Here is a 25,427-nt window from a genome sequence, read left to right on the forward strand (position 1 = left end):
TCCGGCCCCGGATCGCGGCTCGCCGGGGCCGTTGCGTGACGGAATCCGTATCCCTTTGTTTTCATTGATCTTTCCCAAACGGCACGTGCACGGCCAAATGAGCCGGAAGGCCGTCCGGTGAGGCTCGGCGGGAAATCCAGGTGACTTTTCAACAAAGTTATCCACATGCGCTGTGGATAGTCGAAAAAACCTCGCAAAATCCGGTCACTAGCGTCGAAAGCTGCGAATGAACTTTCAGTTGTCACTGCGTGTCCGGGGCGCTCGCGGGCCGCGATCAATCGAGTTTGAACGAGCCGAAAAACTGGTCGAGCTGCTCCTGCGCGAGCGGCCGGTCGGCGATCACGACGGCCTGGTACGCGTGCCGGCCGCGCGCGGCGAGTCGTGCGACGATCGTCTTGCGCGCGCGATCCCCGCCGGCGGCGGCCCCCGCGATACGCAGCTCGATCCCGTCCACCGCGCCGCCGGCCGCGAGCGGCACCGGCACCGATGCCGTCCGCGGCGCGCCTTCGAGGTTGCGCGACAGCCCGGCGCGCAGGAAGTCGAGCGCCGTGCGACGCGTGTCGTCACGGTCGTCCGGCAACGTCAGCGTGCCGACCGCGAACACCGCGCCGTCGACGTGCGCGGCCTGCATCCGCATCGGCATCGACGTGCCGCCGATCGCCACCGGCTGCTCCTCGACGGTCGGCTTCGCCGGCAGGTCGACCGTATAGCCGGCATCGTTGTGCAGCGTGCGCCAGTCGAACGACGGCGAGCACGCGGCCAGCGCGGCGCTGATGCATGCGAGCGCGGCGAAGTGTCGCAGCGGGCGAAAAAGGGGGCGCAACGAATCGATGACTTCCTTCGGCATGGCGTGGATCGGGGACAGGCAAAACCGGCATTATCCGCCGAACCTGACAACCGGAATGCGTGGTGGCCGCCGGTGCGCGCGCCGCATTCGCGCTAAAATGGGCGCCGAATTTCGACGTCCTTTGCATCGACCCGCGTCATCGACCGACTCCGAGAGCACCTGATGAACACCACGCCTCCCGCCCGCCGCAGTGCCGGCCCCGTCCGCTACCTCGTCGCGGCCGCCGTCGTCGCGGCCATCGCCGTCGCCGGTTTCTTCGCGTTCAACGGCAAGTCCAGCGTGCCGGACGCGACGTTCACGCTGCTGTCGGGCCAGAAGGTCTCGACCGCCGGCGACCTGAAGGGCAAGGTCTATCTGGTGAACTTCTGGGCGACGAGCTGCGCGACCTGCATGCAGGAAATGCCGCAGATGGTCGATACCTACAACCGTTTCAAGGGTCGGGGTCTGGAATTCGTCGCGGTCGCGATGAACTACGATCCGCCGATGTACGTCGCGAACTACGCGCAGACGCGCCAGCTGCCGTTCAAGGTCGCGCTCGACGACGGCAGCGTCGCGAAGCAGTTCGGCAACGTGCAGCTCACGCCGACGACCTTCGTCGTCGACAAGGACGGCAAGATCCTCAAGCGCTACGTCGGCGCGCCGCAGTTCGCGGAGCTCGACGCGCTGCTCAAGAAGGCGCTCGACGGCAACGCGGCCTGAGCGCCGCAAGATCCGGCTCGACGGGCCGCGCGCAGCGCCCTTCCCGCCTACACGGACCGTACGGCCGGGCAACCCGGTTCCGCGGTCCGTTTGCTTTTCAGCGCTCGGTTTCGCCTTTCGCCGACAGCCCGTAGCGCTTCATCTTCTCGTACAGCGTCGCCTTGCCGACGTGCAGCCGGTCGGCCGTCGCGGCGACCGCGCCGCCCGTCTGGTTCAGCGCCTCGGCGATCACCGCGCGCTCGAACTGCTCGATGCGCTCCTTCAGCGTCTGGTCGTTGTCCGCGCCGTCGCCGCCGGCGCCCGTTTCCTGCGGCATGTCGGCCACGCCGAGCACGAAACGGTCGGCCGCGTTGCGCAGCTCGCGCACGTTGCCGGGCCAGTCGCGCTGCATCAGGCTCGCGCGCTGGCGGTCGGTCAGCACCGGCGCGGGCCGCCCGTAGCGCACGGCCGCGTCGAGCATGAAGTGCTCGAACAGCGGCACGATGTCCTCGCGGCGCTCGGCGAGCGGCGGCAGCGCGATCGTCACGACGTTGAGCCGGTACAGCAGGTCGCGCCGGAACGTGCCGGCCGCGACGAGCTCGCTCATGTCGCCCTTCGCGGCCGCGACGACGCGGCAATTCACGCGGATCGGCTGGTTCGAGCCGAGCCGCTCCAGCACGCCGTCCTGCAGCACGCGCAGCAGCTTCACCTGCAGCGCGAGCGGCATGCTTTCGATTTCGTCGAGGAACAGCGTGCCGCCGGACGCATATTCGAGCTTGCCGACGCGGCGCTTCGCGGCGCCCGTGAAGGCGCCGGGCTCGTAGCCGAACATCTCCGATTCGAACATCGGCTCGGGCAGCGCGCCGCAATTCACCGCGATGAAGGGCTTGTCGCGGCGCGGCGACAACTCGTGCAGGCTGCGCGCGATCAGCTCCTTGCCGGCGCCGGTGTCGCCGTTGATCAGCACCGACGCGTCGGTCGGCGCGACGTTCGCGATCAGCTTGCGCACCTGCTCGATCGCGGGGCTGCGGCCGATGATGCGCGGCGCGACGACGTCCTTCCCGGCCAGCTCGCGCCGCAGTGCGTGATTCTCGAGCACGAGCTCGCGGCGCTCGAGCGCGCGACGCACCGTCTCGATCAGGCGCTCGGCCGCGAACGGTTTTTCGATGAAGTCGTACGCGCCGTCGCGCATCGCCTGCACGGCCATCGAGATGTCGCCGTGCCCGGTGACGAGGATCACCGGCACGTCGGGCACGCGCTCGCGGCACTGCGCGAGCACGTCGAGCCCGCTCGCGCCGGGCAGCCGGATGTCGCTGACGATCGCGCCGGCGGTGTCCGCGACGATCGCCTTCTCGGCCGCTTCGGCCGACTCGAAGCCGGCGACGTCGAAGCCCGCCAGCTGGAGGCTCTGCACGCTCGCCCGGCGAACGAGCGCATCGTCTTCGATATAGATCACTTGCAGCCGGTTGGCCATCGTACTCACTTGCTCCTGACAGGCCGCGCGGCTGTGTCGCGCGCGGCTGCGTTGATGCCGGTCGTGCGCCGACCGGGCCTGCGACGGGTCTAGTGCGAACCCGCCGGCTCGGACACGGAGTCCGGATGATGCGTGCGTGCGCGCCGCAGCGTCAAGACGAACAGCGCGCCGCCCGACGGCGCGTTGCGCGCGGTCAGCGCACCGCCCGCGTCGCTCGCGATCGACGACGAGATCGCGAGGCCGAGACCGAGCCCGCGCCCCATTTCCTTCGTCGTGAAGAACGGTTCGAACAGGCGCGGCAGCAGGTCGGGCGCGATGCCGGAGCCGTTGTCGCGCACTTCGACCGCGAGCGTCGCGGCCGACACCGCGATCGTCACCTCGATCGCCGGCGCCGCGACGCCGGCCACCGCGTCGAGCGCATTGCCGAGCAGGTTGATCAGCACCTGTTCGAGGCGCAAATCCTCGCAGCGCGCGACGAGCGCCGGATAGTCGCGCGCCAGGTCGAGCGGTTCATCGTGCGCGGGCGACACGGTCGCGTCCTGCAGCGTCAGCGTGAGCGCGACGCCGCTCAGGCGCTCGCCCAGCAGCGACAGCACGCTGCGCAGTGCGCGCACGACGAGCGCCTGCTCGTTGCGCGGCTTCGCCCGGCCGACGAACAGCTTCAGCTGGTTCGTGATCTTGCCCATTCGCTCGGTGAGCGCCGCGATCGCCTCGAGGTTCTCGCGCGCGGCCGCCTGCTCGCCGCGATCGAGCAGCACGCGCGTGTTGTCCGAGAAGCTGCGCAGCGCCGCGAGCGGCTGGTTCAGTTCGTGCGTGATGCCGGCCGCCATCTGGCCGAGCGCGGCGAGCTTGCTCGCCTGGATCAGTTCGTCGTGCGCGGCGCGCAGCTCCTGCTCCGCGCGGATCCGGTCGCCGACTTCCTTCTGCAACTGCGCGTTCGCTTCCGACAGGTCGGCCGTACGCTCCTCGACGCGCCGGTTCAGCTCCGCGTACGCCTGCTGCAGCAGCGCGCGGCCGCGGATCATTTCGCGCACGCGCGCGCGGCGCATCCGCCAGTAGAACGCGAGCAGCGCCACCGACACGAAGCCGAAGCCCGTGACGATCGTCGCGTTGCGCGCATCGGTGTCGACGGGCGCGATCGGCGCGAGCGTGACGAGCAGCCAGTCGGGCTCGCCGATCCGGCGCTTGCTGGCAAGGAAACGCGGCGCGCGCCGGCCGGGGCCGAGGCGCACGATCTCCGCATCGGCGCCGAGCGTCTGCTCGATGCGCAGCGGCAGCGGCGTGACCGGTTGCTGCGCGTACTGGCGCGTCTCGTAGATCGACGCGGCCACGGGGCCCGTGAGCGGGCGCAGCGTGTGGTACTTCCACGCGGGCACCGACGACAGGAACACGACGCCGTGATCGTCCGCGACGACGAGCGGCTCGGACGCATCGGCGCCCTGGAACCATTCGAGATTGAGTTTCACGACGACGACGCCCGCGATCCTGCCGTCGCGCCACACGGGCTGCGAGATGTAGTAACCGGGGTCGCGCGAGATCGTGCCGATGCCGAAGAAGCGGCCGACCTGGCCGTTCATCGCGTCGACGAAATACGGGCGGAAGCGGTATTCGATCCCGACGAAGCTGTCGGGCGCGCGCCAGTTGCTGGCCGCGACGCACAGGCCGTCCGCGCCGATCACGTAGGTGACGGTCGCGTGCGCGTGTTCGTTGAGATCTTCGAGATAACGGTTGACGCGCGCGGTGTAGTCGCCGCGCTTCGGCTCGGCGAGCAGGTCCTGCACGTATGGATGGCTGCCCAGCAGGTAGGGCAGCGACTCGTAGCGGTCGAGCGTGCTCTTGAGCGCGTTGGTGGTGCGATCGACGCGCACCGCGGCATTGCGCTGCAGCTCGGCGACGCCGCGCTGCCAGGTGACCGTCCAGGTCAGCGCGCATGCCGCGACGAGCGCGGCGGCAAGCACGACGAGGATGAGCAGGCGGCGCGTCACGGTCGAGGCTTCCTGGCGATGCGGATCGCCTATTGTGTCATAGGCCTCCGCATCCACGGGTCGAGCGCCGCGCCCCGCGCCGCCGGCGGCGGGCGCCGCCGCCTGCTCCTTCATGACGTCAGACGCCGGCCGTCTCGGTCGGCGTGACCTCGCCGCCGCCCTTCAGCGCCTGGCGCAGCTTGTTGCGGTCAAGCTCCTTCTCCCACGCGGACACGACGATCGTCGCGACGCCGTTGCCGACGATGTTGGTCAGCGCGCGGCATTCGCTCATGAAGCGGTCGATGCCGAGGATCAGCACCATGCCCGACAGCGGGATCGTCGGCACGACGGCCAGCGTCGCGGCGAGCGTGATGAAGCCCGCGCCCGTCACGCCGCTCGCGCCCTTCGACGTCAGCATCGCGACGGCCAGCAGCGTGAGCTGCTGCATCCACGTCAGTTCGATGTTGGTCGCCTGCGCGATGAACAGCACGGCCATCGTCATGTAGATGTTGGTGCCGTCGAGGTTGAACGAATAGCCGGTCGGCACGACGAGGCCGACGACCGAACGCGAGCAGCCCGCCTTCTCGAGCTTTTCCATCAACTGCGGCAGCGCGGCTTCCGACGAGCTGGTGCCGAGCACGATCAGCAGCTCTTCCTTGATGTAGGACACGAAGCGGATGATCGAGAAGCCCGTGAAGCGGGCGATCGCGCCGAGCACGACGAGCACGAACACGACCGACGTCAGGTAGAACGTGCCGATCAGCTTGAGCAGCGGCACCAGCGAGCCGACGCCGTACTTGCCGATCGTGAACGCCATCGCGCCGAACGCGCCGATCGGGGCCAGCTTCGTGACGATGTGCACGATGCCGAACAGCACGCGCGTGAGCCCGTCGATGAAGTCGGTCACGACCTTGCCGCGCTCGCCGAGGTGCGCGAGCACGCTGCCGAACAGCAGCGCGATCAGCAGGATCTGCAGGATTTCGCCCTGCGCGAACGCATCGACCATCGTGTTCGGGATGATGTGCATCAGGAAGTCGACCGTCGACTGCCCGTGCGCCTTCGCCGCGTACGACGCGACAGCCTTGCCGTCGAGCGTCGCCGGGTCGATGTTGAAGCCGACGCCCGGACGCAGCAGGTGCGTGGCCGCGAGGCCCAGCAGCAGCGCGAAGGTCGACACGATCTCGAAGTACAGCAGCGCCTTGCCGCCGACGCGGCCCACCTTCTTCATGTCCTCCATGCCGGCAATGCCGGTGACGACCGTACAGAAGATGATCGGACCGATCACCATCTTGATCAGCTTGATGAAGCCGTCGCCGAGCGGCTTCATGTCGGTGGCGAGCGCCGGGTAATAGTGGCCGAGGATCACGCCGACGATGATGGCGAAGATCACTTGCACATAGAGCACTTTGTAGAAGGGTTTCTTCTTCACGATGGTTCCTGCTGAAGTAGATGAGCCGGTGGATACGGCGTCACGCGCGCAGGCGAATGTCTCAGGGGAAAGGCCACTCGCCCGCGCGGCTGCCGTGCCGCAACAAGCGATGCCTCAGGACATCCGGAGGGGGAGGAAGGCGTCGGTCATCGTTGTCTCCTTGCTTGCTGTAGTAGTTCGGCCGGGGGGAATGGCCGTGCGTTTTATATCGCAAGGTCGATGCCAGGTTTCCGGAACCCCTCAAACCGTTGTTTTCATTGTATTTCCCATAATGCGGCAGGCAAGGAAATCCGGGATTCCGGATTTCCGGAAAATATCCGTCCGGCGATCCGGACGGATTCCCTCATTCTTCAGATGAATCAGTGCTGCACGGCGCGGCTGGCCAGCAGGCCCGTCTGCGCATAGAACTCCTGCTGCGCGAACGCGTCGCGCTCGCGCCGGGCGCGCTCGCCGCGATCCGCGAGCGAGCCGACGACGATCCCGACGAACGCGAGCGGCACCGACACGAGCGCCGGGTTGTCGAGGAACACCGGCGCGTGCGCGTGATGCAGCACGTCGACCCACACCGACTTCGACAGCACCGTGAGCACCACCGCCGACGCGAGGCCGAGGCCGCCGCCGAGCACCGCGCCGCGCGTCGTCATCCCGCGCCAGAAGATCGACATCGCGAGCACCGGGAAATTCGCGCTCGCGGCCACCGCCGCGACGAGCCCGACCATGAACGCGACGTTCACGTGCTCGAACAGGATCGACAACCCGATCGCGACGGCCGACAGCACGATCGTCGACGCGCGCGAGATGCGCATCTCCAGCCGCTCGTCGGGCTTGCCGCGCGCCCACATCTGCGCATACAGGTCGTGCGAGATCGTCGTCGCGCCGGCGAGCGTCAGGCCCGCGACCACCGCGAGGATCGTCGCGAACGTGACGGCGGCGATGAATCCGTAGAACCAGTTCCCGCCGACCGCCTGCGCGAGCTTCACCGCGACCATGTTCGAGCCGCCGAGCAGGTCGTGCGTCAGGTTGAACGTGCCGTTCGCGCCGAGCCTGAAGAACTCCGGATGCTGCGCGAGCAGCACGATCGCCGAGAAGCCGATCACGAAGGTCAGCAGGTAGAAGTAGCCGATGAAGCCGGTCGCGTAGAGCACCGACTTGCGCGCCTCCTTCGCGTTCGGCACCGTGAAGAAGCGCATCAGGATGTGCGGGAAGCCGGCCGTGCCGAACATCAGCGCGATGCCGAGCGACAGCGCGTTGGCCGGGTCGCGGATCAGCTTGCCCGGCCCCATGATCGACAGCGCACCTGGATGCACGGCCACCGCGCGGCGGAACATCTCGTCGACGCTGAAGCCGAATTCGCCGAGCGCGAGCAACGCCAGCAGCGTCGCGCCGCACAGCAGCAGCACGGCCTTGATCACCTGCACCCAGGTGGTCGCGGTCATGCCGCCGAAGAACACGTAGACGACCATCAGCACGCCGACGATCAGCTCGGCCGTGCCGTACGACAGCCCGAACAGCAGCTGGATCAGCTTGCCCGCGCCGACCATCTGCACGACGAGGTACAGCACGACGATCGTCAGCGCGTTCGCGGACGTCAGCAGCCGGATCGGCCGCTGCGCGAAGCGGTACGCGACGACATCGACGAACGTGAACTTGCCGAGGTTGCGCAAGGGCTCGGCGATCAGGAACATCACGAACGGCCAGCCGACCAGGAAGCCGATCGAGTAGATCAGCCCGTCGAAGCCGAACATGAACACCATGCCGGACAGCCCGAGGAACGACGCGGCCGACATGTAGTCGCCGGCGATCGCGAGCCCGTTCTGCAGCCCGGTGATGCCGCCGCCGGCCGTGTAGAAGTCGCGCGTCGAGCGCGTGCGCCGCGCGGCCCAGCGCGTGAGCGCGAGCGTCGCGAACACGAACGCGAAGAACATCCCGATCGCGACCGGGTTCAGTTCGACCTTGTCGGGCATCGGGCCCGCGACGGATACCGCTTGCGCGGTGGAGGAAACGAGAACGGCCAGCGCGCCGAGCGCGCTCGAAGTGCGTCGCATGTCGGCCTCCATCACGAACGCTGCAGGATCGCGTCGACGCGGCGGTCGAACGCACGGTTCGCGCGCAGCACGTAGCACGCGGTCAGGCCGATCGCGACCAGGATGATCGCGACGCCCGCGGCGATGCCGACCGTCGTCGTCGCACCGCGGTACAGCGGCGCCGCGAGCACGTGCGGCGCGAGCGCGACGAGCAGGATGAAGCCGTAGTAGGTCGCGATCATCAGCGCCGTCAGCGTGAAGCTGAAGCGGCGCCGTGCGCGCACGAGCTGCTGGTAGTCGCGGCGCGCCGTGACCGATTCGATGACGGAAAGCTCCATGGTGTCTCCAATGTCCTCTCGTCGATGTGCGAGAAGTGTCTTGTGGATGGCCGGCGCGCCAATCGATCCGCCCGCGCCGTGGCGGCACATCGATGCGTTACACGACGCGATCCGCGCGCAGCCGCGCGACCTCGTCGGCCGACATCCCGAGCCAGCCGCCGAGCACCGCATCCGTATCGGCACCCAGTACCGGCGGCGCACCGCGCACCGGCAGCCGCGCGCCGTCGAAGCGGTACGGCGGCGCCAGCACGTCGACGCCGCCCGCGACCGGATGCGGCTGCCGCGTGACGAGCCCGGCGCGGGTCGCGCGTTCGGACGTCAGTGCCTCGTGCAACCCGAGCACTTCGCCACATGGAATACCGGCATCGGCGAGCGCGGCGAGCAGTGTCGCGCGCGAGCGTCGAGCGAGTTCTCGGCGAATCTCCGGCAGCAGGTCGGCGCGGTTTTCCGAACGGCCGAGGTTGGTCCCGTAACGCGCGTCGGCCGCGAGATCGGGGCGCTCGATCGCGTCGCAGAAGCGTGCGAACTGCGTGTTGTTGCCGACCGTGATCACGAGCGGGCCGTCGGCCGCGTCGAACACGCCGTACGGCACGATCGACGGATGCGCATTGCCGTAGCGCGGCGGGTCCTCGCCCATCAACAGCGCGTCGAGCCCGTAGTACGCGGTGATCATCAGCCCGCAGTCGAACAGCGCCATCTCGAGGCGCCGCCCGCGCCCGGTCGCATGGCGTTCGTAGAGCGCGGCGAGGATCGCCTGCGCCGAGTACATGCCGGTGAACAGGTCGACCGCCGCGACGCCGAACTTCAGCGGCGGCTGGCCGGCCTCGCCGTTCAGCGCCATCAGCCCGGCCTCGCCCTGCACGACGAGGTCGTAGCCCGGCCGCGCGGCCTCGGCGCCCGACCGGTCGTAGCCGGAGATCGCGCAATGCACGAGGCGCGGATTCAGTTCGGCCAGCGCGTCGTAGCCGAGGCCGAGCTTCTCCGCGCCGCCGAACTTGAAGTTGTGGATCACCACGTCGGCCTGCGCGGCCAGGTCGCGCGCGATGCGCTGGCCCGCTTCCGTCTGCAGGTCGAGGCAGATCGAGCGCTTGCTGCGGTTCACGCTGTTGAAATACGTGGTTTCGGTGTCGCCGATCCGCAGCCCCCAGTCGCGCGTGTCGTCGCCGCGTACCGGATGCTCGACCTTGATCACTTCCGCACCGAAATCCGCGAGCACCATCGCGCACCACGGGCCGGCCAGCACGCGCGAGAAATCGAGCACCTTCACGCCGGCCAGCGGCAGCGCGCGCGGGTCGTTCGTCATTCTTGTCTCCTCCATTCGCGTGCTCGTCCTTATTGTTTCGACAGCGCGATGTAGCGCGCGAGATGGTGATCCTCGTCGCCGAGCTGGTGATCGATCATCACGAGCCGCTTCGCGTAATGCGACAGCGGCAGCTCCCAGGTCATCCCGATCCCGCCGTGCAGCTGGATGCTTTCCTCGGCGACCAGCGTGCCGATCCGGCCGATGCTGTACTTGGCCGCGGCCAGCGCGCGTTCGCGCACCGCGCGCGGCGCGTCGAGCTGCGCGGCCGCGTTGATCACGGCCGAGCGCGCCTGCTCGACCTCGAGCAGCAGGTCGGCCATCCGGTGCTGCAGCGCCTGGAAGCTGCCGATCGGCAGCCCGAACTGCTTGCGCGTGCGCAGGTAGTCGAGCGTGTGCTCCTTCGCGACATCCATCGCGCCGAGCGCTTCCGCCGACAGCGCGAGCAGCCCGTAGCCGAGTACGCGTTCGAGCAGCTCGGCGCCCGCTTCGCCGTCGTGCGCGCCGAGCGCCGCATCGGCCGCCAGCGCGACGCGTTCGAAGCGCACCTCGGCCGCGCGGCCGCCGTCGATCTTCCGGTAGTCGCGCAGCGACACGCCCGGCGCATCGGCCGGCACGACGAACAGGCCGATGCCGGCCGCGTCGTCGTCCTGCCCGGACACGCGTGCGCTGACGACGAAGAACGCCGCCTGCGCGGCCTGGTCGACGACGCCCTTCGCGCCCGTCAGCACCCAGCCGTCGCCGGTGCGTTCGGCGCGCGTGCGCACGGTCGTCAGCTCGTAGTGCGAGCCCGGTTCGTCGTGCGCGAACGCGGCGCTCGCGCTGCCGTCGATCAGCGCGGCGAGCCTGTCGCGATGCGTATCGCCGCCGGCGAGCGACAACGCGCGGCCCGCGAGCAGCGCGCCGAGGAACGGCTCGACGACGAGCCCGCGCCCCAGGCATTCGAACACCACGGCGATGTCGAAGCCCGCGCCGCCGAAACCGCCGTCGGCTTCGGGAAACAGCGCGCCGACCGTGCCGAGTTCGGCAAGGCGCTGCCACATCGCGCGATCGAAGCCTTCGGCCGACTGCGCGATGCGGTCGCGCACCGGGAACGCGTACTGTTCGGCGATGAAGCGGTTCAACGTGTCCGCCAGCATCCGGCGGTCTTCTGTGTGCTGGAAATCCATCGTCGCGTCCCTCGTTACAGCCCGAGCATCATCTTCGCGATGATGTTCTTCTGGATCTCGTTCGAGCCGCCGAAGATCGACAGCTTCCGGTTGTTGAAGTACTGCTGCGCGGCGCTCGCGGCTTCGTCCGGGCCGACCGGCTCGCCGTCGTAATCGGCAGCGAGCGCGTCGTCGACGAACGGCAGCGCGTACGGCCCCATCGCACGCCGCATCAGCGCGGTGATTTCCTGGCGGATCTGCGTGCCGCGAATCTTCAGCATCGAGCTTTCCGCGCCCGGCACGCCGCCGCCCGCGACCGCGGCCAGCACGCGCAGGTTGGTCGTGCGCATGTTCTCGAGTTCGATCTCGACGCGCGCGACGCGCGCCGCGAAGAACGGATCGTCGGCGAGCGGCCGCCCGTTCTTCGTGACCTTCGCGGCAACCGCGCGGAGCCGGTCGAGCGCGGCCGTCGAGAAGCCGATCCCCGCGATGTTGGTGCGCTCGTACGTGAGCAGGTATTTCGCGTAGGTCCAGCCGCGGTTCTCCTCGCCGACGAGGTTCTCCACCGGCACGCGCACGTCGGTGAAGAACACCTCGTTCACTTCGTGCTCGCCGTCGAGCGTGATGATCGGGCGGACCTCGACGCCCGGCGTGTTCATGTCGATCAGCAGGAAGCTGATGCCTTCCTGCTTGCGCACGTCGGTCGCGGTGCGCACGAGGCAGAAGATCATGTTCGCGTAGTGGCCGAGCGTGGTCCAGGTCTTCTGGCCGTTCACGACGTAGTGATCGCCATGGCGTACCGCGCTCGTCTTCACCGCCGCGAGATCGGAGCCGGCGCCCGGCTCCGAGTAGCCCTGGCACCACCAGTCGGTGCCGTCGAGAATGCGCGGCAGCCAGTGACGTTTCTGCGCTTCGTCGCCGTACTTGATCAGCACGGGGCCGAGCATGTTCACGCCGAACGGCACGATACGGGGCGCGCCCGCGAGCGCGCATTCGTTGTCGAACAGGAACTTCTGCGCGACGCTCCAGCCGGGGCCGCCGTATTCGCGCGGCCAGTGGCTCGCGAGCCAGCCGCGCGCGTTGAGTGTCGCGTGCCATTCGCGCATGTCGTCGCGCGTGAGATGCAGGCCGCCCTTCACCTTGCGCGCGATGCGCTCGGGCAGTTCGGCTTGCAGGAAGCGCTGCACTTCCGTGCGGAAGGCTTCCTCTTCGGGCGTGAAATTGAGGTCCATCTTCGTTCCGTTGCGAATGCGGTGGGCGTTCAGTCGACGCGGTTCAGGCTCGCGAAATCCGCGCCGCGCGCGACGAGATCGACGAGCAGCGGCGACGGCTTCCAGAACAGCGGATCATCCTTCGCGAACGCGCGGATATCGGCGAGCACGTTCGCGAGGCCGATCGTGTCCGCGTAGTGCATCGGGCCGCCGCGATAGCGCGGGAAGCCATAGCCGTACAGGAACACCGCGTCGACGTCGAGCGGGCGCAGCGCGATCTTCTCGTGCACGACGTTCGCGCCTTCGTTGATCATCGCGGCGAGGTAGCGGCGCAGGATTTCGTCGTCGGTGAACGTGCGCGGCGTGATGCCCTTCCTCGCACGCTCGGCCGCGACGATCGCGTCGACTTCCGGGTCCGGCGTGCCGACACGCGCGCCGTCCGGGTACAGGTAATAGCCGCGCGCGGTCTTCTGCCCGAACCAGCCGCGCTCGCACAGCCGGTCGGAAATCTCGACGTAGCGTGCGCGCGGGTCGCGCGTCGCCGCGCGGCGCTTGCGGGTGGCCCAGCCGATGTCGCCGCCCGCGAGGTCGACGACCTGGAACGGGCCCATCGGGAAGCCGAAGTCGCGCACCGCGCGATCGATCTGGTACGGCGACGCACCGTCTTCCATCAGGTAGTCGGCCGCCGTGCGATAGACGGCGAGGATCCGGTTGCCGATGAAGCCGTCGCACACGCCCGCGCGCACCGGTGTCTTCTTGAGTTGCTTCGCCAGCGCGAACGCGGTCGCGACGACGTCCGCGCTCACGCGCGCCGGCACGACGATCTCGAGCAGCTTCATCACGTTGGCCGGCGAGAAGAAATGCAGGCCGATCACGTCGGCCGGCCTGTCGATGCTCGCGGCCAGCGCGTCGATGTCGAGATACGACGTGTTGGTCGCGAGCACCGCGCCCGGCTTGCACACGCGTGCGAGTTCGGCGAACACGGCCTGCTTCACCGCCATGTCCTCGAACACGGCCTCGATCACGACGTCGGCCTGCGCGAGCGCGTCGTACGACGTGCTGCCCTTGAAGCGCGCGAGCCGCGCCGCGTGCGCGGCCGGCGTCATGCGCCCTTTCGCGACGAGGCCGTCGTACACCTTCTCGACGTGCGCACGGCCGCGCGCGAGCGATGCTTCGTCGCGCTCGATCATCGTTACCGGCAAACCCGCGTCGAGCGCCGCGACCGCGATGCCCGCGCCCATCGTGCCGCCGCCGACCACGCCGATCCGCTCGACCGGCCGCGCGCTCGCGCGCCGCGCCTCGGGCGCCTTCGCCGCTTCACGCTCGGCGAAGAACGCATGCACGAGGCCCGCGCGCTGCGGACTGTCGAGGCATTGCAGGAACAGGCCGCGTTCGAACTTCATCCCCGCGTCGAACGACTGCGTGAGCGCGGCCTCGACCGCGTCGACGATCTTCGCCGGCGAGAACAGCCCGCGCGATTTCTTCGGCAACTCCGCACGCGCCGCGTCGATCGCGGCCTGCGCGGCCGCACGGTCGGCAAGGCCCCGCGCATCGCGCGTGCGGCGCACCGGCGCGCCGAGCGACACGAGTTCCTGCGCGTAGGCGAGCCCTTCGGCGAGCGTGTCGTCGCTGTGCGCGACGCGGTCGACCAGGCCGAGCGTGAGCGCTTCCTCGGCGCTCGCATGGCGGCCCGTCAGCATCAGGTCGAGCGCGGCCTTCGCGCCGATCAGACGCGGCGCACGCTGCGTGCCGCCCGCGCCGGGCAGCAGGCCGAGCGTGACTTCGGGCAGCCCGAGCTTCGCGCCGGGCACCGCGAGCCGGTAATGCGCGGCGAGCGCGACTTCGAGGCCGCCGCCGAGCGTCGCGCCGTGCAGCGCGACCACGACCGGCTTCGTGCCCGATTCGATCCGCTCGCAGACGTCGGGGAGCGACGGCGGCACCGGCGGCTTGCCGAATTCGCGGATGTCGGCGCCCGCGATGAAGTTGCGGCCGGCGCCGACGATCAGCACCGCGCGGATCGCGTCGTCGGCCTGCGCGGCGTCGATCGCGTCGGCCAGGCCGCGCCGCACGTCGGCGGACAGGGCATTGACGGGCGGATGGTCGATCGTGACGACGAGCACCTTGTCGCGGCGCTCGCGCGTGACCGTGCCGGCTTGGGGGGTGGCGGGGGCATTCATGGCGTCTCCAGTCTGTGCACGAGGCATGACCCGATTCTCGATTGATCGAGATTCATTGACAATTCCCTCTTGCCTTTACAAGCTGTCAAGTCTGACTTGACACTGGATGCATTCCGACCGTTAAACGGGACGGATCAGGAGCGAAAACATGGACCTGAACGCGCTGACGCTGCTCGTCGAGATCCTCGACGCCGGCAATCTCAGCAAGGCCGCCCAGCGGCTCAAGATGAGCCGCGCGAACGTCAGCTACCGGCTGAACCAGCTGGAACGCTCGATCGGCCAGCAATTGGTGCGGCGTACGACGCGGCGTATCGAGCCGACCGAGATCGGGCTGAAGCTGTACGAGCACGGCCGGCGCATCCGCAACGAACTGCTCGCCGCGCAGGAATCGGTGACGACGCTCGGCCAGGACCTGCAGGGCCGCGTGCGGCTGTCGGTGCCGAGCGGCTACGGGCAGATGGTGATGTCCGACTGGCTGCTCGCGTTCAAGCGGCTGCACCCGGGCATCGTGCTCGACGTCGTGTTCGAGAATCGCGTCGAAGACCTGATGCGCGACGAAGTCGACATCGCGATCCGCGTGATGTCCGAGCCGCCGCAGAACCTCGTCGCGCGCGACATGGGCGCGGTGCGCTACGTCGCGTGCGCGTCGCCGGCGTTCGCGGCCGCGCACGGGATGCCGTCGAGCCTCGGCGCGCTGGCCGCCGCGCCGGTCGTCACCGCGACGGTGATGGGCCGGCAGCTCCGGATCGCCGCGTATCTCGGCGACGAGCGCCACGAGGTGCTGCTCGAACCCACGTTGATTTCGGAGAACTTCCTGTTCCTGCGCCAGGCGATCCTCGCGGGCATCGGCGTCGGCATCGTGCCCGACTACGTGATGCAGGACGACATGCGGCGCGGCACCGTCGTCACGTCGCTCGACGCGTACCGGCTCAGCATCTTCGGCACGCACATGTACATGCTGTACATGCCGAACCGGCATCACACGCGCGCGACGTCGACGTTCATAGAGTTCATCCTCGAACAGGCCGGAAAGACCGGCCGGGGCGGGCCCGCCGCGATTCGTCAGGGTTTTCTGTCGGATGACAATCCGCCGGCGGCGCGGCGACAATAGCGCGCCGGGCCGGCAGCCGCGTTGCGCCGGCGCCGTCGCCTCATTCGCATTCACTGCTGCCGAGGGTTCAATGTTCGACCGGATTCGCCCGCACCCGCGTCCCTGGACGCTGCTTGCCGCCGTCGCGCTCGTCGCGTTCAACGCCGGCTGCACGTCCCCGTCCGCGCCGTCGGGCGCCGTCGTCCCGGTCGCCGCCGCATCGGGCGCGGCCGTCCCGCTGCCCGGCGTTCACGCGCCCGAACTGTCGTCGGGATGGACCGACAAGCCGGGCTGGACCTCGCAGCACTTCATGATCGCGGCCGCGAACCCGCTTGCGACGCAGGCCGGCTACGACATGCTGAAGGCCGGCGGCACCGCGATCGACGCGGCGATCGCGACGCAGATGGTGCTCGCGCTCGTCGAGCCGCAATCGTCGGGGATCGGCGGCGGCGCGTTCATGCTGTACTTCGACGGCAAGACGGCGCAGGCGTACGACGGCCGCGAGACCGCGCCGGCCGCCGCGACCGACCGGCTGTTCTACGGGCCGACCGGCCAGCCGATGAGCTTCTACGAAGGTGTCGTCGGCGGCCGCTCGGTCGGCACGCCGGGCGTGCTGCGCATGCTCGACGCCGCGCACCGCGCGCACGGCAAGCTGCCGTGGCGCCGGCTGTTCCAGCCGGCCATCCGGCTCGCCGAGCGGGGCTTCACGATCAGCCCGCGGCTCGCGACGCTGATCGCGAACGACCGGTACCTGAAGAACGACCCGGCCGCGCGCGCGTACTTCTACAACGCCGACGGCACGCCGAAGGCGGCCGGCACGGTGCTGAAGAACCCCGCGCTCGCGACCGTGCTGCGTCAGGTCGCCGAGCGCGGCGCGAATGCGTTCTACAGCGGCGCGATCGCGCGCGACATCGTCACGAAGGTGCGCAAGCACCCGACCAACCCGGGCCTGCTGTCGCTGCAGGATCTCGCGCGCTACAAGGCGAAGGTACGCACGCCGCTGTGCGCCGACTACCGGCGCTCGGTGGTGTGCGGGATGCCGCCGCCGTCGTCGGGCGGCCTCGCGATCGCGCAGATGCTCGGCATCCTCGAGGCGATGCCCGACTGGCAGCAGATCGGCGCGCAGAAGCCGGTGCGCAACGATGTCGGCTACGAGCCGACGCCGTTCGCCGCGCACCTGTTCAGCGAGGCCGGCCGCCTCGCGTATGCGGACCGCGCGCGTTACGTCGCCGATCCCGATTTCGTGCCGCTGCCGGGCGGCAACTGGGCGAGCCTCACCGACAAGACCTATCTCGCGCAGCGCGCGCGGCTGATCGGCGACACCAGCATGGGCGTCGCGCAGGCCGGCACGCCGCAGGGCGCGACGCTCGCGATGGCCGACGATCGCAGCCCCGAACGGCCGTCGACGTCCGACATCGCGATCGTCGACCGCTACGGCCAGGCGCTGTCGATGACGACCAGCATCGAGGATGCGTTCGGCTCGCGGCTGATGGTGCGCGGCTTCATGCTGAACAACCAGCTCACCGATTTCTCGTTCGTGTCGAACGACAACGGCCGGCCGGTCGCGAACCGCGTGCAGCCGGGCAAGCGGCCGCGCTCGGCGATGTCGCCGGAACTCGTGTTCGACAAGAAGACGAAACAGGTGACGATGGTCGTCGGCTCGGCCGGCGGCCCCGCGATCATCAACCACGTCGCGAAGACGCTGGTCGGCGTGCTCGACTGGGGCATGACGATGCAGCAGGCGATCGCGCTGCCGAACTTCGGGTCGATGAACGGGCCGACGCAACTGGAGCGCGGCCGCGTGTCGGAGGCGCTCGCCGACGGGCTCAAGGGCCGCGGGCACGACGTGCAGGTCGTCGAGATGAACTCCGGGCTGCAGGGGATCCAGCGGCTGAACGTGCAGGGGCAGACGGTGTGGTTCGGCGGCGCGGATCCGCGTCGGGAAGGGGTGGCGATGGGCGAGTGAGGGCGATGAGCGACAACTTCACGTGGCTGATCGACCCGGCGGCTTCGCTCGACGCAGCGCCTGCGCAAGCGCAGAACATGAGCGCGTGATTGCAGGCGGCGGGCATCGCCGGTACGGCGATGCGCGTCGGTGCCCCGACTGCCGAGCGACGCATTCGTCGCCGAATTCACCGCCGCTTACGCCCGGCCGCTGACGGTCGTGCGCCAGCCGATCCGGGCGTGCCGCGCGCTGCTTCAGCCGCGCCCCTTCCACGGCACGACGCGCCGCTCGACCCACCGCATCGCGAGATCGAACAGCCACGCGATCGCGCCGATGATCAGGATGCCCATCACGACGATATCGGTGCGCAGGAAGCTCGACGCATTGAGCACCATCTGCCCGAGCCCGGCCGTCGCGGCGACCATCTCGGCCGCGACGAGCGTCGTCCAGCCGAAACCGATCGCGATCCGCAGCCCGGTGAGGATTTCCGGCAGCGCGGCCGGCAGCACCACGTGGCGCACGATCTGCGCGAAGCTGCCGCCGAGCGAATACGCGGCGTTGATCTGCTCGACCGTCGCCGCGCGCACGCCGGCGCGTGCGGCCATCGCGATCGGCGCGAAGCAGGCGAGAAAGATCACGACGAGCTTCGCCGTCTCGTCGATGCCGAACCAGATCACGACGAGCGGCAGGTACGCGAGCGGCGGCAGCGGCCGGTAGAACTCCAGCAGCGGATCGAGCACGCCGCGCGCGACGCGGCTCACGCCCATCAGGATGCCGGCCGGCACGCCGATCGCGGTCGCGAGCAGGAACGCGCCGAACACGCGCGCGGCGCTCCACAGCAGATGGTCGGACAGCGGCAGGCCGCCCTGGATGCGCCCGTGCCACGCATCGACGAACGCCGCCCATACGGCTTCCGGCGCGGGCAGGAACAGCGGCGGCAGCCATTGGCGATGCGTCGCGCCCCACCACAGCACGGCCAGCGCCGCGACCGTCGCCGCGCTCAGTCGCGCGGTCTTCCCTTCCCCCGGCAGCCGGTAGCGGCGCGACGACGGCGCACGACGCACCGCCGCCTCGTGTTCCGTGCGACCGCCCTGCTCGATACCCGCGGCCGCGCGATCGGCCGCCCACGAATCCTGCGTGCTCATGCTGTCCTGCCTGTGCAAAGTGCTGTTCCGGCCGCGCCCGACGGCCGCGCCGTGCCGCGCGAGTTCGCTCGTCATGCGTGCTCCGCGACGGCCTCGTCGCGATGCAGGTACGCGATCAGCCGCTCGCGCCACGCGATGAAATCCGGCGACGACTTCACCGCGCGCGCATCGCGCGATTCGACGTAGCGACGCGCGAACGGCAGCTCGAAGGTTTCCGCGATGCGCCCCGGGCCCGGTGTCATCACGACGAGACGCGTCGCGAGAAACAACGCCTCCTCGACATCGTGCGTGATGAAGAACACGGTCTTGCCGGTACGCGCCCACACGTCGAGCACGAGCGCCTGCATCGAGCCGCGCGTCATCGCGTCGAGCGCGCCCATCGGCTCGTCCATCAGCAGCACGCGCGGGTCGCTCGCGAGCGCACGCGCGATGCCGACACGCTGCTGCATCCCGCCCGACAGCTCGTACACGCGCGCATGCGCATGATGGTCGAGCCCGACGAGCGCGAGCATCTGTCGCGCCCGCGCCTCGCGTTCGGCCTTCTTCACGCGCGCGAAGCGCAGCCCGAGCGCGACGTTGTCGAGCACGTCGAGCCACGGCAGCAACGCGTATTTCTGGAACACGACGCCGCGATCGGCGCCCGGGCCCGTGACGGGCACGCCGTCGACGCGCACGTCGCCCGTCGTCGGCGCGACGAAGCCGGCCATGCAGTTCAGCAGCGTCGTCTTCCCGCACCCGGAGGCGCCGAGCGCGACGACGAATTCACCGGCATCGATACGCAGGTCGACGCGCGCGAGCGCCTGCGTCGTCGGCCTGCCGCGCTCGCCCGGATAGGCAACCGATACCTGACGGACTTCCAGCGTGCTCATGCTCGGGACTCCGCGATGATCGCCGCGCTCAGCGCGCGGCCTTCTGCACGAACTGCGGATCGACGCCGGCCGAATAATCGGACAGCACCGTCTGGATCGTGCCCTGCGATTTGAGGAACGCGGCCGTGGCCGCGAGCGACTTCGCGGCGCCCGATTGCGCGCCGCCGCCGAGCCACGTCGGCGACGCCTGCTCGGCTGCCGTCGGAAACGCGTAGAGCGCGAGGCTCGCCGGCACGTCCTGCGCGTTCGCGCCCGACACCTTCGCGACCGCGGCGACCTGCGGCGAGCCGACCTTCCATGCCGCCGCATGCGTGCGGTAGTCGGCGTCCGCCGCCGCGAGCACCTTCACGAAGCGCGTGACGAACTCGGGATTCTCGCGCGCGAACTTGCGGCTCACGACGAAGCCGTCGAAGGTCGCCTTGCCACTTTCTTTCGCAACCTGGCCCGACGTCGTCAGCACGGTGCCCGACTGCTTGACCTTCGCGAGCACCGGATCCCAGATGTAGGTCGCGTCGATGTCGCCGCGCGCCCATGCGGCCGCGACTTCGGGCGGACGCAGGTTGACGATCTTCACGTCGTTCGGATTGACGCCCGCTGCCTGCAGCGCGACGAGCGTATGGAAGTGCGACGTCGATACGAACGGCACACCGATCTTCTTGCCCTTCAGCGATGCGACGTTCGTGACGCCCGAGCCGTTGCGCGCGACGAGCGCCTCGGCGTCGTTGATGTTGTCGAGCACCCAGAACAGCGAGATGTCGAGCCCCTGCGACAGACCGGCGGCGATCGGGCTCGACCCGGCTTCGCCGAGCTGCACGGAGCCCGACGCGAGCGCGCGGATCACGTCGGCGCCGCTGTCGAGCTTGCGGAACGTGACCTTGTAGCCGGTCGCCTTTTCGACTTCACCGCTCGCCTGCGCGTAACGCCACGGCACGACCATGTCCTGGTACGCGATCACGACTTCGCGCGATTCGGCGTGCGCCGCGCCGAGCGCGGCAAAGGCGGTCAGCGCGACGACGGCGCGGCGGATGAAGCTGAAACGGGACATGCGGCTCTCCTTCGGAATGCGGGCATTGCTGCGGGAGAGCCGACTTTACGAGCTTTGTGTGCCGCGGGAGCGAACTTATCCTGCGAAGCTATCGATGCCGTTTCAGCTTTGCTTTCCACGCTCGACCGGATCGCGTGTCCGGTCGGGTGGCGATTGCCGTGCGGCAGCACGGACGGCCGGCGCGGCAACGAAAAAGCCCGCATCGCTGCGGGCTTTTTTCGACTGCATGAGACTGCTGCGCGAACGCGGCGCTCAGACCACGCCGGCCCCGTGCGCCTGCAGATCGGCGTGATAGCTCGACCGCACCATCGCGCCGACGGCCGCGTGCGTGAAGCCCATCTTGTACGCCTCTTCCTCGTACATCTTGAACGTGTCCGGATGCACGTACGCGCGCACCGGCAGGTGGTGCTCGGACGGCTGCAGGTACTGGCCGATCGTCAGCATGTCGACGTCGTGCGCGCGCAGGTCGCGCATCACCTGCAGGATTTCCTCCTCCGTCTCGCCGAGGCCGACCATCAGGCCCGACTTCGTCGCGACGTCCGGATGCTGCGCCTTGAAGTCCTTCAGGAGCTTCAGCGAGTGCGCGTAGTCCGAACCCGGGCGCGCTTCCTTGTACAGGCGCGGCACCGTTTCGAGGTTGTGGTTCATCACGTCGGGCGGTGCGGCGTTCAGGATCGAGATCGCGCGGTCGAGACGGCCGCGGAAGTCCGGCGTCAGGATCTCGATGCGCGTTTCCGGCGACTGCTCGCGCACTTCGCGGATGCACTCGACGAAGTGGGCGGCGCCGCCGTCGCGCAGGTCGTCGCGGTCGACGCTCGTGATCACCACGTACTTGAGCTTCAGCGCGGCGATCGTGCGCGCGAGGTTCTTCGGTTCGTCGGCGTCGAGCGGATCGGGGCGGCCGTGGCCGACGTCGCAGAACGGGCAGCGGCGCGTGCACTTGTCGCCCATGATCATGAACGTCGCGGTGCCCTTGCCGAAGCATTCGCCGATGTTCGGGCAGCTCGCTTCCTCGCACACGGTGTGCAGGTTGTGCTCGCGCAGGATCGTCTTGATCTCGTTGAAGCGCGAGCTGCCGGTGGCCGCCTTCACGCGGATCCACTCGGGCTTCTTCAGCTTCTCGATCGGAATGACCTTGATCGGGATGCGCGCCGTCTTCGCCTGCGCCTTCTGCTTGGTGGTCGGATCGTAGGCAGCGGTGGCGGCCGAATCGGCCGGTGCGGGAGAAGCGGTAACGTCAGTCATTCGATTGTTCCAGTGCCTGCGGCTTGTCGGCGGCCGCGGATGCGCCGTCGAGGTTGGCGATCAGACGGCGCACCAGCGTGTGCGCGACGTCGTTCCAGTCGGCGGCAACCTCGAGGCTCGCCATGTCGACGGTTTCCAGTCCGGCATAGCCGCACGGGTTGATCGCAAGAAACGGGCGCAGATCCATCTTCACGTTCAGGCTGAGCCCGTGATAGCTGCAGCCGTTGCGGATCTTCAGGCCGAGGGCCGCGATTTTCGCGCCCTCGTGCACGCCGGATGCCACGTAGATCCCCGGCGCGCCCGCCTTGCGGACCGAAGCGAGATTATACGCCGCGAGGGTTTCGATCACGGCCTCCTCGATCTTCGTCACGAGCGTGCGCACCATCAGCTTGCGCCGGCGCAGGTCCAGCAGCAGGTAGACGACGATCTGGCCGGGGCCGTGGTAGGTGATTTGTCCGCCGCGGTCGACCTTCACAAGCGGCACGCCGCTGTCGGCCACCAGCAGGTGGGCCGGGTCGCCGGCCTGGCCGAGCGTGTAGACGGGCGAATGCTCGACCACCCAGATCTCGTCGCCGGTATCGGCCGTACGCGCGTCGGTGAACGCGCGCATCGCGTCGAAGCTCGTCTCGTAGGCCTCGAGGCCTCGCCAGCGCACGGTGACCGGCTGGGCCGGGGAATCGGCGGGCGATACGGAAACGGCGACAGGGGTGGACACGATGGAAACCGGCGAAACGGACATGGGCGGTAGTTTACCGAAAACCCATGGGTCTCGCCGGCCTTGGGACGGGGACGGATCGCCGGTATCCGTCGGACGACATGCAGGTCAGACCGTGCGCCAGCCGTCGTGGAACAGCGCGCTCACGCGTTCGCGCAGCCGTGCCAGCCCGCCGAGCGCGACCTCCCGGGGCGGCCGCGACACCGAGAACGCGACGCACGCGCCCTCGCGGCCTTCCGCGCTGAGCCACAGCCGCTCGCCGCGGCGCAGCTTCAGCGTCTCGCCGTCGACCAGGAAATAGTCGTCGACGTCGTTGCTGCGCGTGGCCCAGACCGGCCCGCATTGAACGATCAGCCGCGTGCTGCGTTGTACCTTCATCGGTACGGTTTCGCCCGCCGGGATTTCGAACGTGATGCTTGAAGAGATTTCTTGCATGATCGACTCCGCCAATAAGTGCTTCGATGGCTACAATCGTAGACACTTCAAGGCGTCCGACAAAACGACCAATTTTCACGTCGATGTGAGGAAAATTAGCAAATGGACCTCCGCCAGCTGCCTGCGCTGAACGCGATTCGCGCGTTCGAAGCCGCCGCCCGTCACGAGAATTTCTCGCGCGCCGCCGACGAGCTGTACGTCACGCACGGCGCGGTCAGCCATCAGGTTCGCGCACTCGAGGAGGAGCTCGGCGTGCAGCTGTTCACACGCAACGGCAAGCGGCTGTGCCTGACCGACGCCGGCATGCGCTACGCGCAGCAGATCCGCACCGCGCTGATGGTGATCGCGGACGCGACGCGCGAGGTGCGCTCGAGCGACCGCGACCGGCGGCTCGTCGTGTCGATGCTGTCGTCGTTCGCTGCGCGCTTCATCACGCCGCGCATCGGCTCGTTCATCGAGCGGCATCCGGAAATCGACGTCGAGCTGCAGTCGACCAACTCGCTCACCGATTTCGCGCGCGACGACGTCGACCTCGCGATCCGCTTCGGCTCCGGCACCTATCCGGGGCTGCACGTCGAGCCGCTGTTCGAGGAGGTGTTCTTTCCGGCCTGTGCGCCGACGCTGAACGGCGGCAAGCTGCCGCAAACGCCCGCCGATCTCGTCCACTACAACCTGCTGCGCTCGGACGACGAGCTGTGGCGGCCGTGGTTCGACGCGGCCGGGCTCGATACGCTGACCGAGCCGAAACGGGGGGTGCTGTACCAGGATTCGTCGAACCTGCTGCTGGCCGCGATCGACGGCCAGGGCATCGCGCTGGTACGCCGCTCGCTCGCGGTACACGACCTGCTCGACGGGCGCATCGTGCGCCTGTTCGACATCGACGGGCAGAGCCCGTGGCACTATTTTTTCGTGTGCCCGCCGCCGCTTCTGAACACGCCGCGCGTGCAGGCGTTCAGGACTTGGCTGTTCGAGCAGGTCGTGGAATACAAGCGGCTGTGCGACGAGCTGGACGCGCGGCGCGCGGCGGGGAAGACCCCCGCCGAGTGCGCGCGGGAAGGAGGATGGAAAGCGCTCAGGCGGCTGGAAGGCGCTTAAAGGACGACCTTGACCATCGGATGGCCGGTCAGTGCGCGGTAGATGCTGTCGAGCTGTTCCTGGCTCGTCGCGCGCACGGTGATCGTGAGGCCCGTGTAATTGCCGCCGCTCGACGCGCGCTCCTCGATCTTCTCGACATCGATCTCGTTGTCGTGAACGGCCACGACCTTGAAGATCGTGTCCTTGAACTCCGGATGCGCCTTGCCCATGATCTTGATCGGGAAATCGCACGGAAACTCCAGCAGCGACTCCTTCCGGGTATCGATCGCGCCGGTCACCTCGATGGTTTTGGTCGGTTCGCTCATCACTTTCTCCGGGTTAGGTCAAACTGTTCAAACTCGCGTGCCTTCGCACGCTGGTACGCGTCGTACAACGCCGCGAACACGGGGCCCGGCTTGCCGCCCTGGACAGGCAGGTCGTCGAGCAACGTGACGGGCAGCACTTCCTTCGTGGCCGACGTGATCATGATCTCGTCGGCCGCGCGCAACTCCACTTCGCTGATCTCGCGCGCGACGAACGGGATCTTGCATTCGTCGGCCAGCTGCTCGACCAGCGCGTAGCGGATCCCTTCGAGGATCTTGTTGCTGCGCGGCGGTGCGATCAGCTCGCCGTTCTTCACGATCCACACGTTCGACGACGAACCTTCGGTCAGGTTGCCGTCGCGCAGCTGCAGCGTCTCGAACGCGTCGCGCTCCGCCGCATGCTGCGCCATCAGCACGTTGCCGAGCAGCGAGATCGACTTGATGTCGCAATGCAGCCAGCGGCGATCCTCGGCCGTCACGCAGCGCACGCCCTTCGCGCGCTCCTCTTCCGACGGCAGGCGCAGCGGGCTCGTCATCGCGAACACCGTCGGCACCGCGTTCGCCGGGAACGCATGGCCGCGCTTCGCGACGCCGCGCGTCACCTGCAGGTAGACGAGCGCGTTGCCGTCGCCGAGGCCTTCGGCATTCGCCGCGACCACGCGCTCGATCAGCGCGCGCCAGCCGGCCGCGTCGTGCGGATCGTCGATGCCGATCTTCTTCAGGCTGCGCGCGAGCCGCTCCAGATGCTGATCGATCCGGAACGGCACGTGCGCGCCGTCGTGCGCATAAACGGGCACGACTTCATACACGCCGTCGCCGAAGATGAACCCGCGGTCGAGCACCGGCACACGGGCTTCGGACAGCGGCACCAGTTCCTCCTGCGACGCAACGCTGAGGTAGACGATCGGTTCGAATTCGGCTTGGCTCATAGTGATGACAGATGGGGATGAA

The 25,427-nt window shown here is 68.7% G+C and carries 22 protein-coding genes; 4 read left to right on the forward strand and 18 right to left on the reverse strand.

From position 1 onward, the window contains the following. Positions 1–274 precede the first annotated feature (274 nt). Entirely contained in the window at positions 275–847 is a 573-nt protein-coding gene (locus WJ12_RS14430; protein WP_059558780.1) for a hypothetical protein, read from the reverse strand. A 162-nt stretch (positions 848–1,009) separates the two neighbouring features. On the opposite strand from WJ12_RS14430, the gene WJ12_RS14435 reads away from it, so the two are divergent. Further along, the gene (locus tag WJ12_RS14435) at positions 1,010–1,546 is read left to right on the forward strand and encodes a peroxiredoxin family protein (RefSeq protein ID WP_059558783.1); all 537 of its coding nucleotides are present in this window, start codon (positions 1,010–1,012) and stop codon (positions 1,544–1,546) included. A 97-nt stretch (positions 1,547–1,643) separates the two neighbouring features. On the opposite strand, the gene WJ12_RS14440 is transcribed toward WJ12_RS14435, so the two are convergent. From WJ12_RS14440 to WJ12_RS14480, 9 genes are all read right to left on the reverse strand, one after another. Then, complete coding sequence (locus tag WJ12_RS14440; protein ID WP_034189213.1) at positions 1,644–2,999, reverse strand: sigma-54-dependent transcriptional regulator; 1,356 nt, start codon at positions 2,997–2,999, stop codon at positions 1,644–1,646. An 89-nt stretch (positions 3,000–3,088) separates the two neighbouring features. Further along, positions 3,089–5,098: a sensor histidine kinase gene (locus tag WJ12_RS14445; RefSeq protein WP_059558786.1), complete on the reverse strand. Its 2,010-nt coding sequence runs from the start codon at positions 5,096–5,098 to the stop codon at positions 3,089–3,091. A gap of 4 nt (positions 5,099–5,102) precedes the next feature. After that, positions 5,103–6,392 carry a dicarboxylate/amino acid:cation symporter gene (locus WJ12_RS14450; RefSeq protein ID WP_034189211.1) on the reverse strand — a complete coding sequence of 430 codons (1,290 nt, stop codon included), beginning with the start codon at positions 6,390–6,392 and terminating at the stop codon, positions 5,103–5,105. Between the two features lie 359 nt (positions 6,393–6,751). Further along, on the reverse strand, positions 6,752–8,437 hold the full coding sequence (locus WJ12_RS14455) for a cation acetate symporter (RefSeq protein WP_059558896.1): 1,686 nt from the start codon (positions 8,435–8,437) through the stop codon (positions 6,752–6,754). Between the two features lie 11 nt (positions 8,438–8,448). Beyond that, entirely contained in the window at positions 8,449–8,754 is a 306-nt protein-coding gene (locus WJ12_RS14460; RefSeq protein WP_014895931.1) for a DUF485 domain-containing protein, read from the reverse strand. 97 nt (positions 8,755–8,851) lie between these two features. Further along, positions 8,852–10,057 (reverse strand): CaiB/BaiF CoA transferase family protein, encoded by a 1,206-nt coding sequence (locus WJ12_RS14465; RefSeq protein ID WP_059558789.1) that lies wholly within the window; start codon positions 10,055–10,057, stop codon positions 8,852–8,854. Between the two features lie 29 nt (positions 10,058–10,086). Continuing rightward, complete coding sequence (locus WJ12_RS14470) at positions 10,087–11,223, reverse strand: acyl-CoA dehydrogenase family protein (RefSeq protein ID WP_059558791.1); 1,137 nt, start codon at positions 11,221–11,223, stop codon at positions 10,087–10,089. A gap of 14 nt (positions 11,224–11,237) precedes the next feature. Further along, complete coding sequence (locus WJ12_RS14475; protein WP_059558793.1) at positions 11,238–12,434, reverse strand: acyl-CoA dehydrogenase family protein; 1,197 nt, start codon at positions 12,432–12,434, stop codon at positions 11,238–11,240. Between the two features lie 29 nt (positions 12,435–12,463). Next, a complete protein-coding gene (locus WJ12_RS14480) occupies positions 12,464–14,590 on the reverse strand; it encodes a 3-hydroxyacyl-CoA dehydrogenase NAD-binding domain-containing protein (protein WP_059558796.1) in 2,127 nt (708 codons plus the stop codon). A 148-nt stretch (positions 14,591–14,738) separates the two neighbouring features. On the opposite strand from WJ12_RS14480, the gene WJ12_RS14485 reads away from it, so the two are divergent. Together WJ12_RS14485 and ggt are read left to right on the forward strand one after the other, a co-directional pair. Further along, a complete protein-coding gene (locus WJ12_RS14485; RefSeq protein WP_049030921.1) occupies positions 14,739–15,701 on the forward strand; it encodes a LysR family transcriptional regulator in 963 nt (320 codons plus the stop codon). Positions 15,702–15,771: 70 nt separating this feature from the next. Beyond that, complete coding sequence (gene ggt / locus WJ12_RS14490; RefSeq protein ID WP_059558799.1) at positions 15,772–17,646, forward strand: gamma-glutamyltransferase; 1,875 nt, start codon at positions 15,772–15,774, stop codon at positions 17,644–17,646. A gap of 233 nt (positions 17,647–17,879) precedes the next feature. On the opposite strand, the gene WJ12_RS14495 is transcribed toward ggt, so the two are convergent. The 6 genes from WJ12_RS14495 to WJ12_RS14520 all read right to left on the reverse strand — a co-directional run bounded on the left by WJ12_RS14495 (position 17,880) and on the right by WJ12_RS14520 (position 23,079). Further along, entirely contained in the window at positions 17,880–18,845 is a 966-nt protein-coding gene (locus WJ12_RS14495; RefSeq protein ID WP_069245711.1) for an ABC transporter permease subunit, read from the reverse strand. Beyond that, entirely contained in the window at positions 18,842–19,639 is a 798-nt protein-coding gene (locus tag WJ12_RS14500) for a taurine ABC transporter ATP-binding protein (protein WP_034189203.1), read from the reverse strand. The genes WJ12_RS14495 and WJ12_RS14500 overlap by 4 nt, the downstream gene beginning before the upstream one ends. Positions 19,640–19,667: 28 nt before the next feature. Beyond that, positions 19,668–20,684, reverse strand: a complete 1,017-nt coding sequence (gene tauA / locus WJ12_RS14505) for a taurine ABC transporter substrate-binding protein (protein ID WP_059558804.1) — start codon at positions 20,682–20,684, stop codon at positions 19,668–19,670. Between the two features lie 252 nt (positions 20,685–20,936). Beyond that, positions 20,937–21,929: a lipoyl synthase gene (gene lipA / locus WJ12_RS14510; protein WP_069245712.1), complete on the reverse strand. Its 993-nt coding sequence runs from the start codon at positions 21,927–21,929 to the stop codon at positions 20,937–20,939. Then, positions 21,922–22,668, reverse strand: coding sequence for a lipoyl(octanoyl) transferase LipB (gene lipB / locus WJ12_RS14515; RefSeq protein WP_034189200.1), 747 nt, complete (start codon positions 22,666–22,668; stop codon positions 21,922–21,924). The genes lipA and lipB overlap by 8 nt, the downstream gene beginning before the upstream one ends. Before the next feature lie 84 nt (positions 22,669–22,752). Continuing rightward, positions 22,753–23,079, reverse strand: a complete 327-nt coding sequence (locus WJ12_RS14520; protein WP_034189295.1) for a DUF2917 domain-containing protein — start codon at positions 23,077–23,079, stop codon at positions 22,753–22,755. Between the two features lie 102 nt (positions 23,080–23,181). On the opposite strand from WJ12_RS14520, the gene WJ12_RS14525 reads away from it, so the two are divergent. After that, positions 23,182–24,174, forward strand: a complete 993-nt coding sequence (locus WJ12_RS14525; RefSeq protein ID WP_034189199.1) for a transcriptional regulator GcvA — start codon at positions 23,182–23,184, stop codon at positions 24,172–24,174. Here WJ12_RS14525 and WJ12_RS14530 read toward each other — a convergent pair. Both WJ12_RS14530 and WJ12_RS14535 read right to left on the reverse strand, forming a co-directional pair. Beyond that, positions 24,171–24,479 (reverse strand): HP0495 family protein, encoded by a 309-nt coding sequence (locus WJ12_RS14530; RefSeq protein WP_034189198.1) that lies wholly within the window; start codon positions 24,477–24,479, stop codon positions 24,171–24,173. The genes WJ12_RS14525 and WJ12_RS14530 overlap by 4 nt on opposite strands. Further along, positions 24,479–25,405 (reverse strand): D-amino acid aminotransferase, encoded by a 927-nt coding sequence (locus WJ12_RS14535; protein ID WP_034189197.1) that lies wholly within the window; start codon positions 25,403–25,405, stop codon positions 24,479–24,481. Before WJ12_RS14535 ends, WJ12_RS14530 begins: the two co-directional genes overlap by 1 nt. Positions 25,406–25,427: the final 22 nt, after the last annotated feature.

Origin of the sequence: Burkholderia seminalis (genome assembly GCF_001718535.1) — a bacterium.
Lineage (GTDB): Bacteria > Pseudomonadota > Gammaproteobacteria > Burkholderiales > Burkholderiaceae > Burkholderia > Burkholderia seminalis.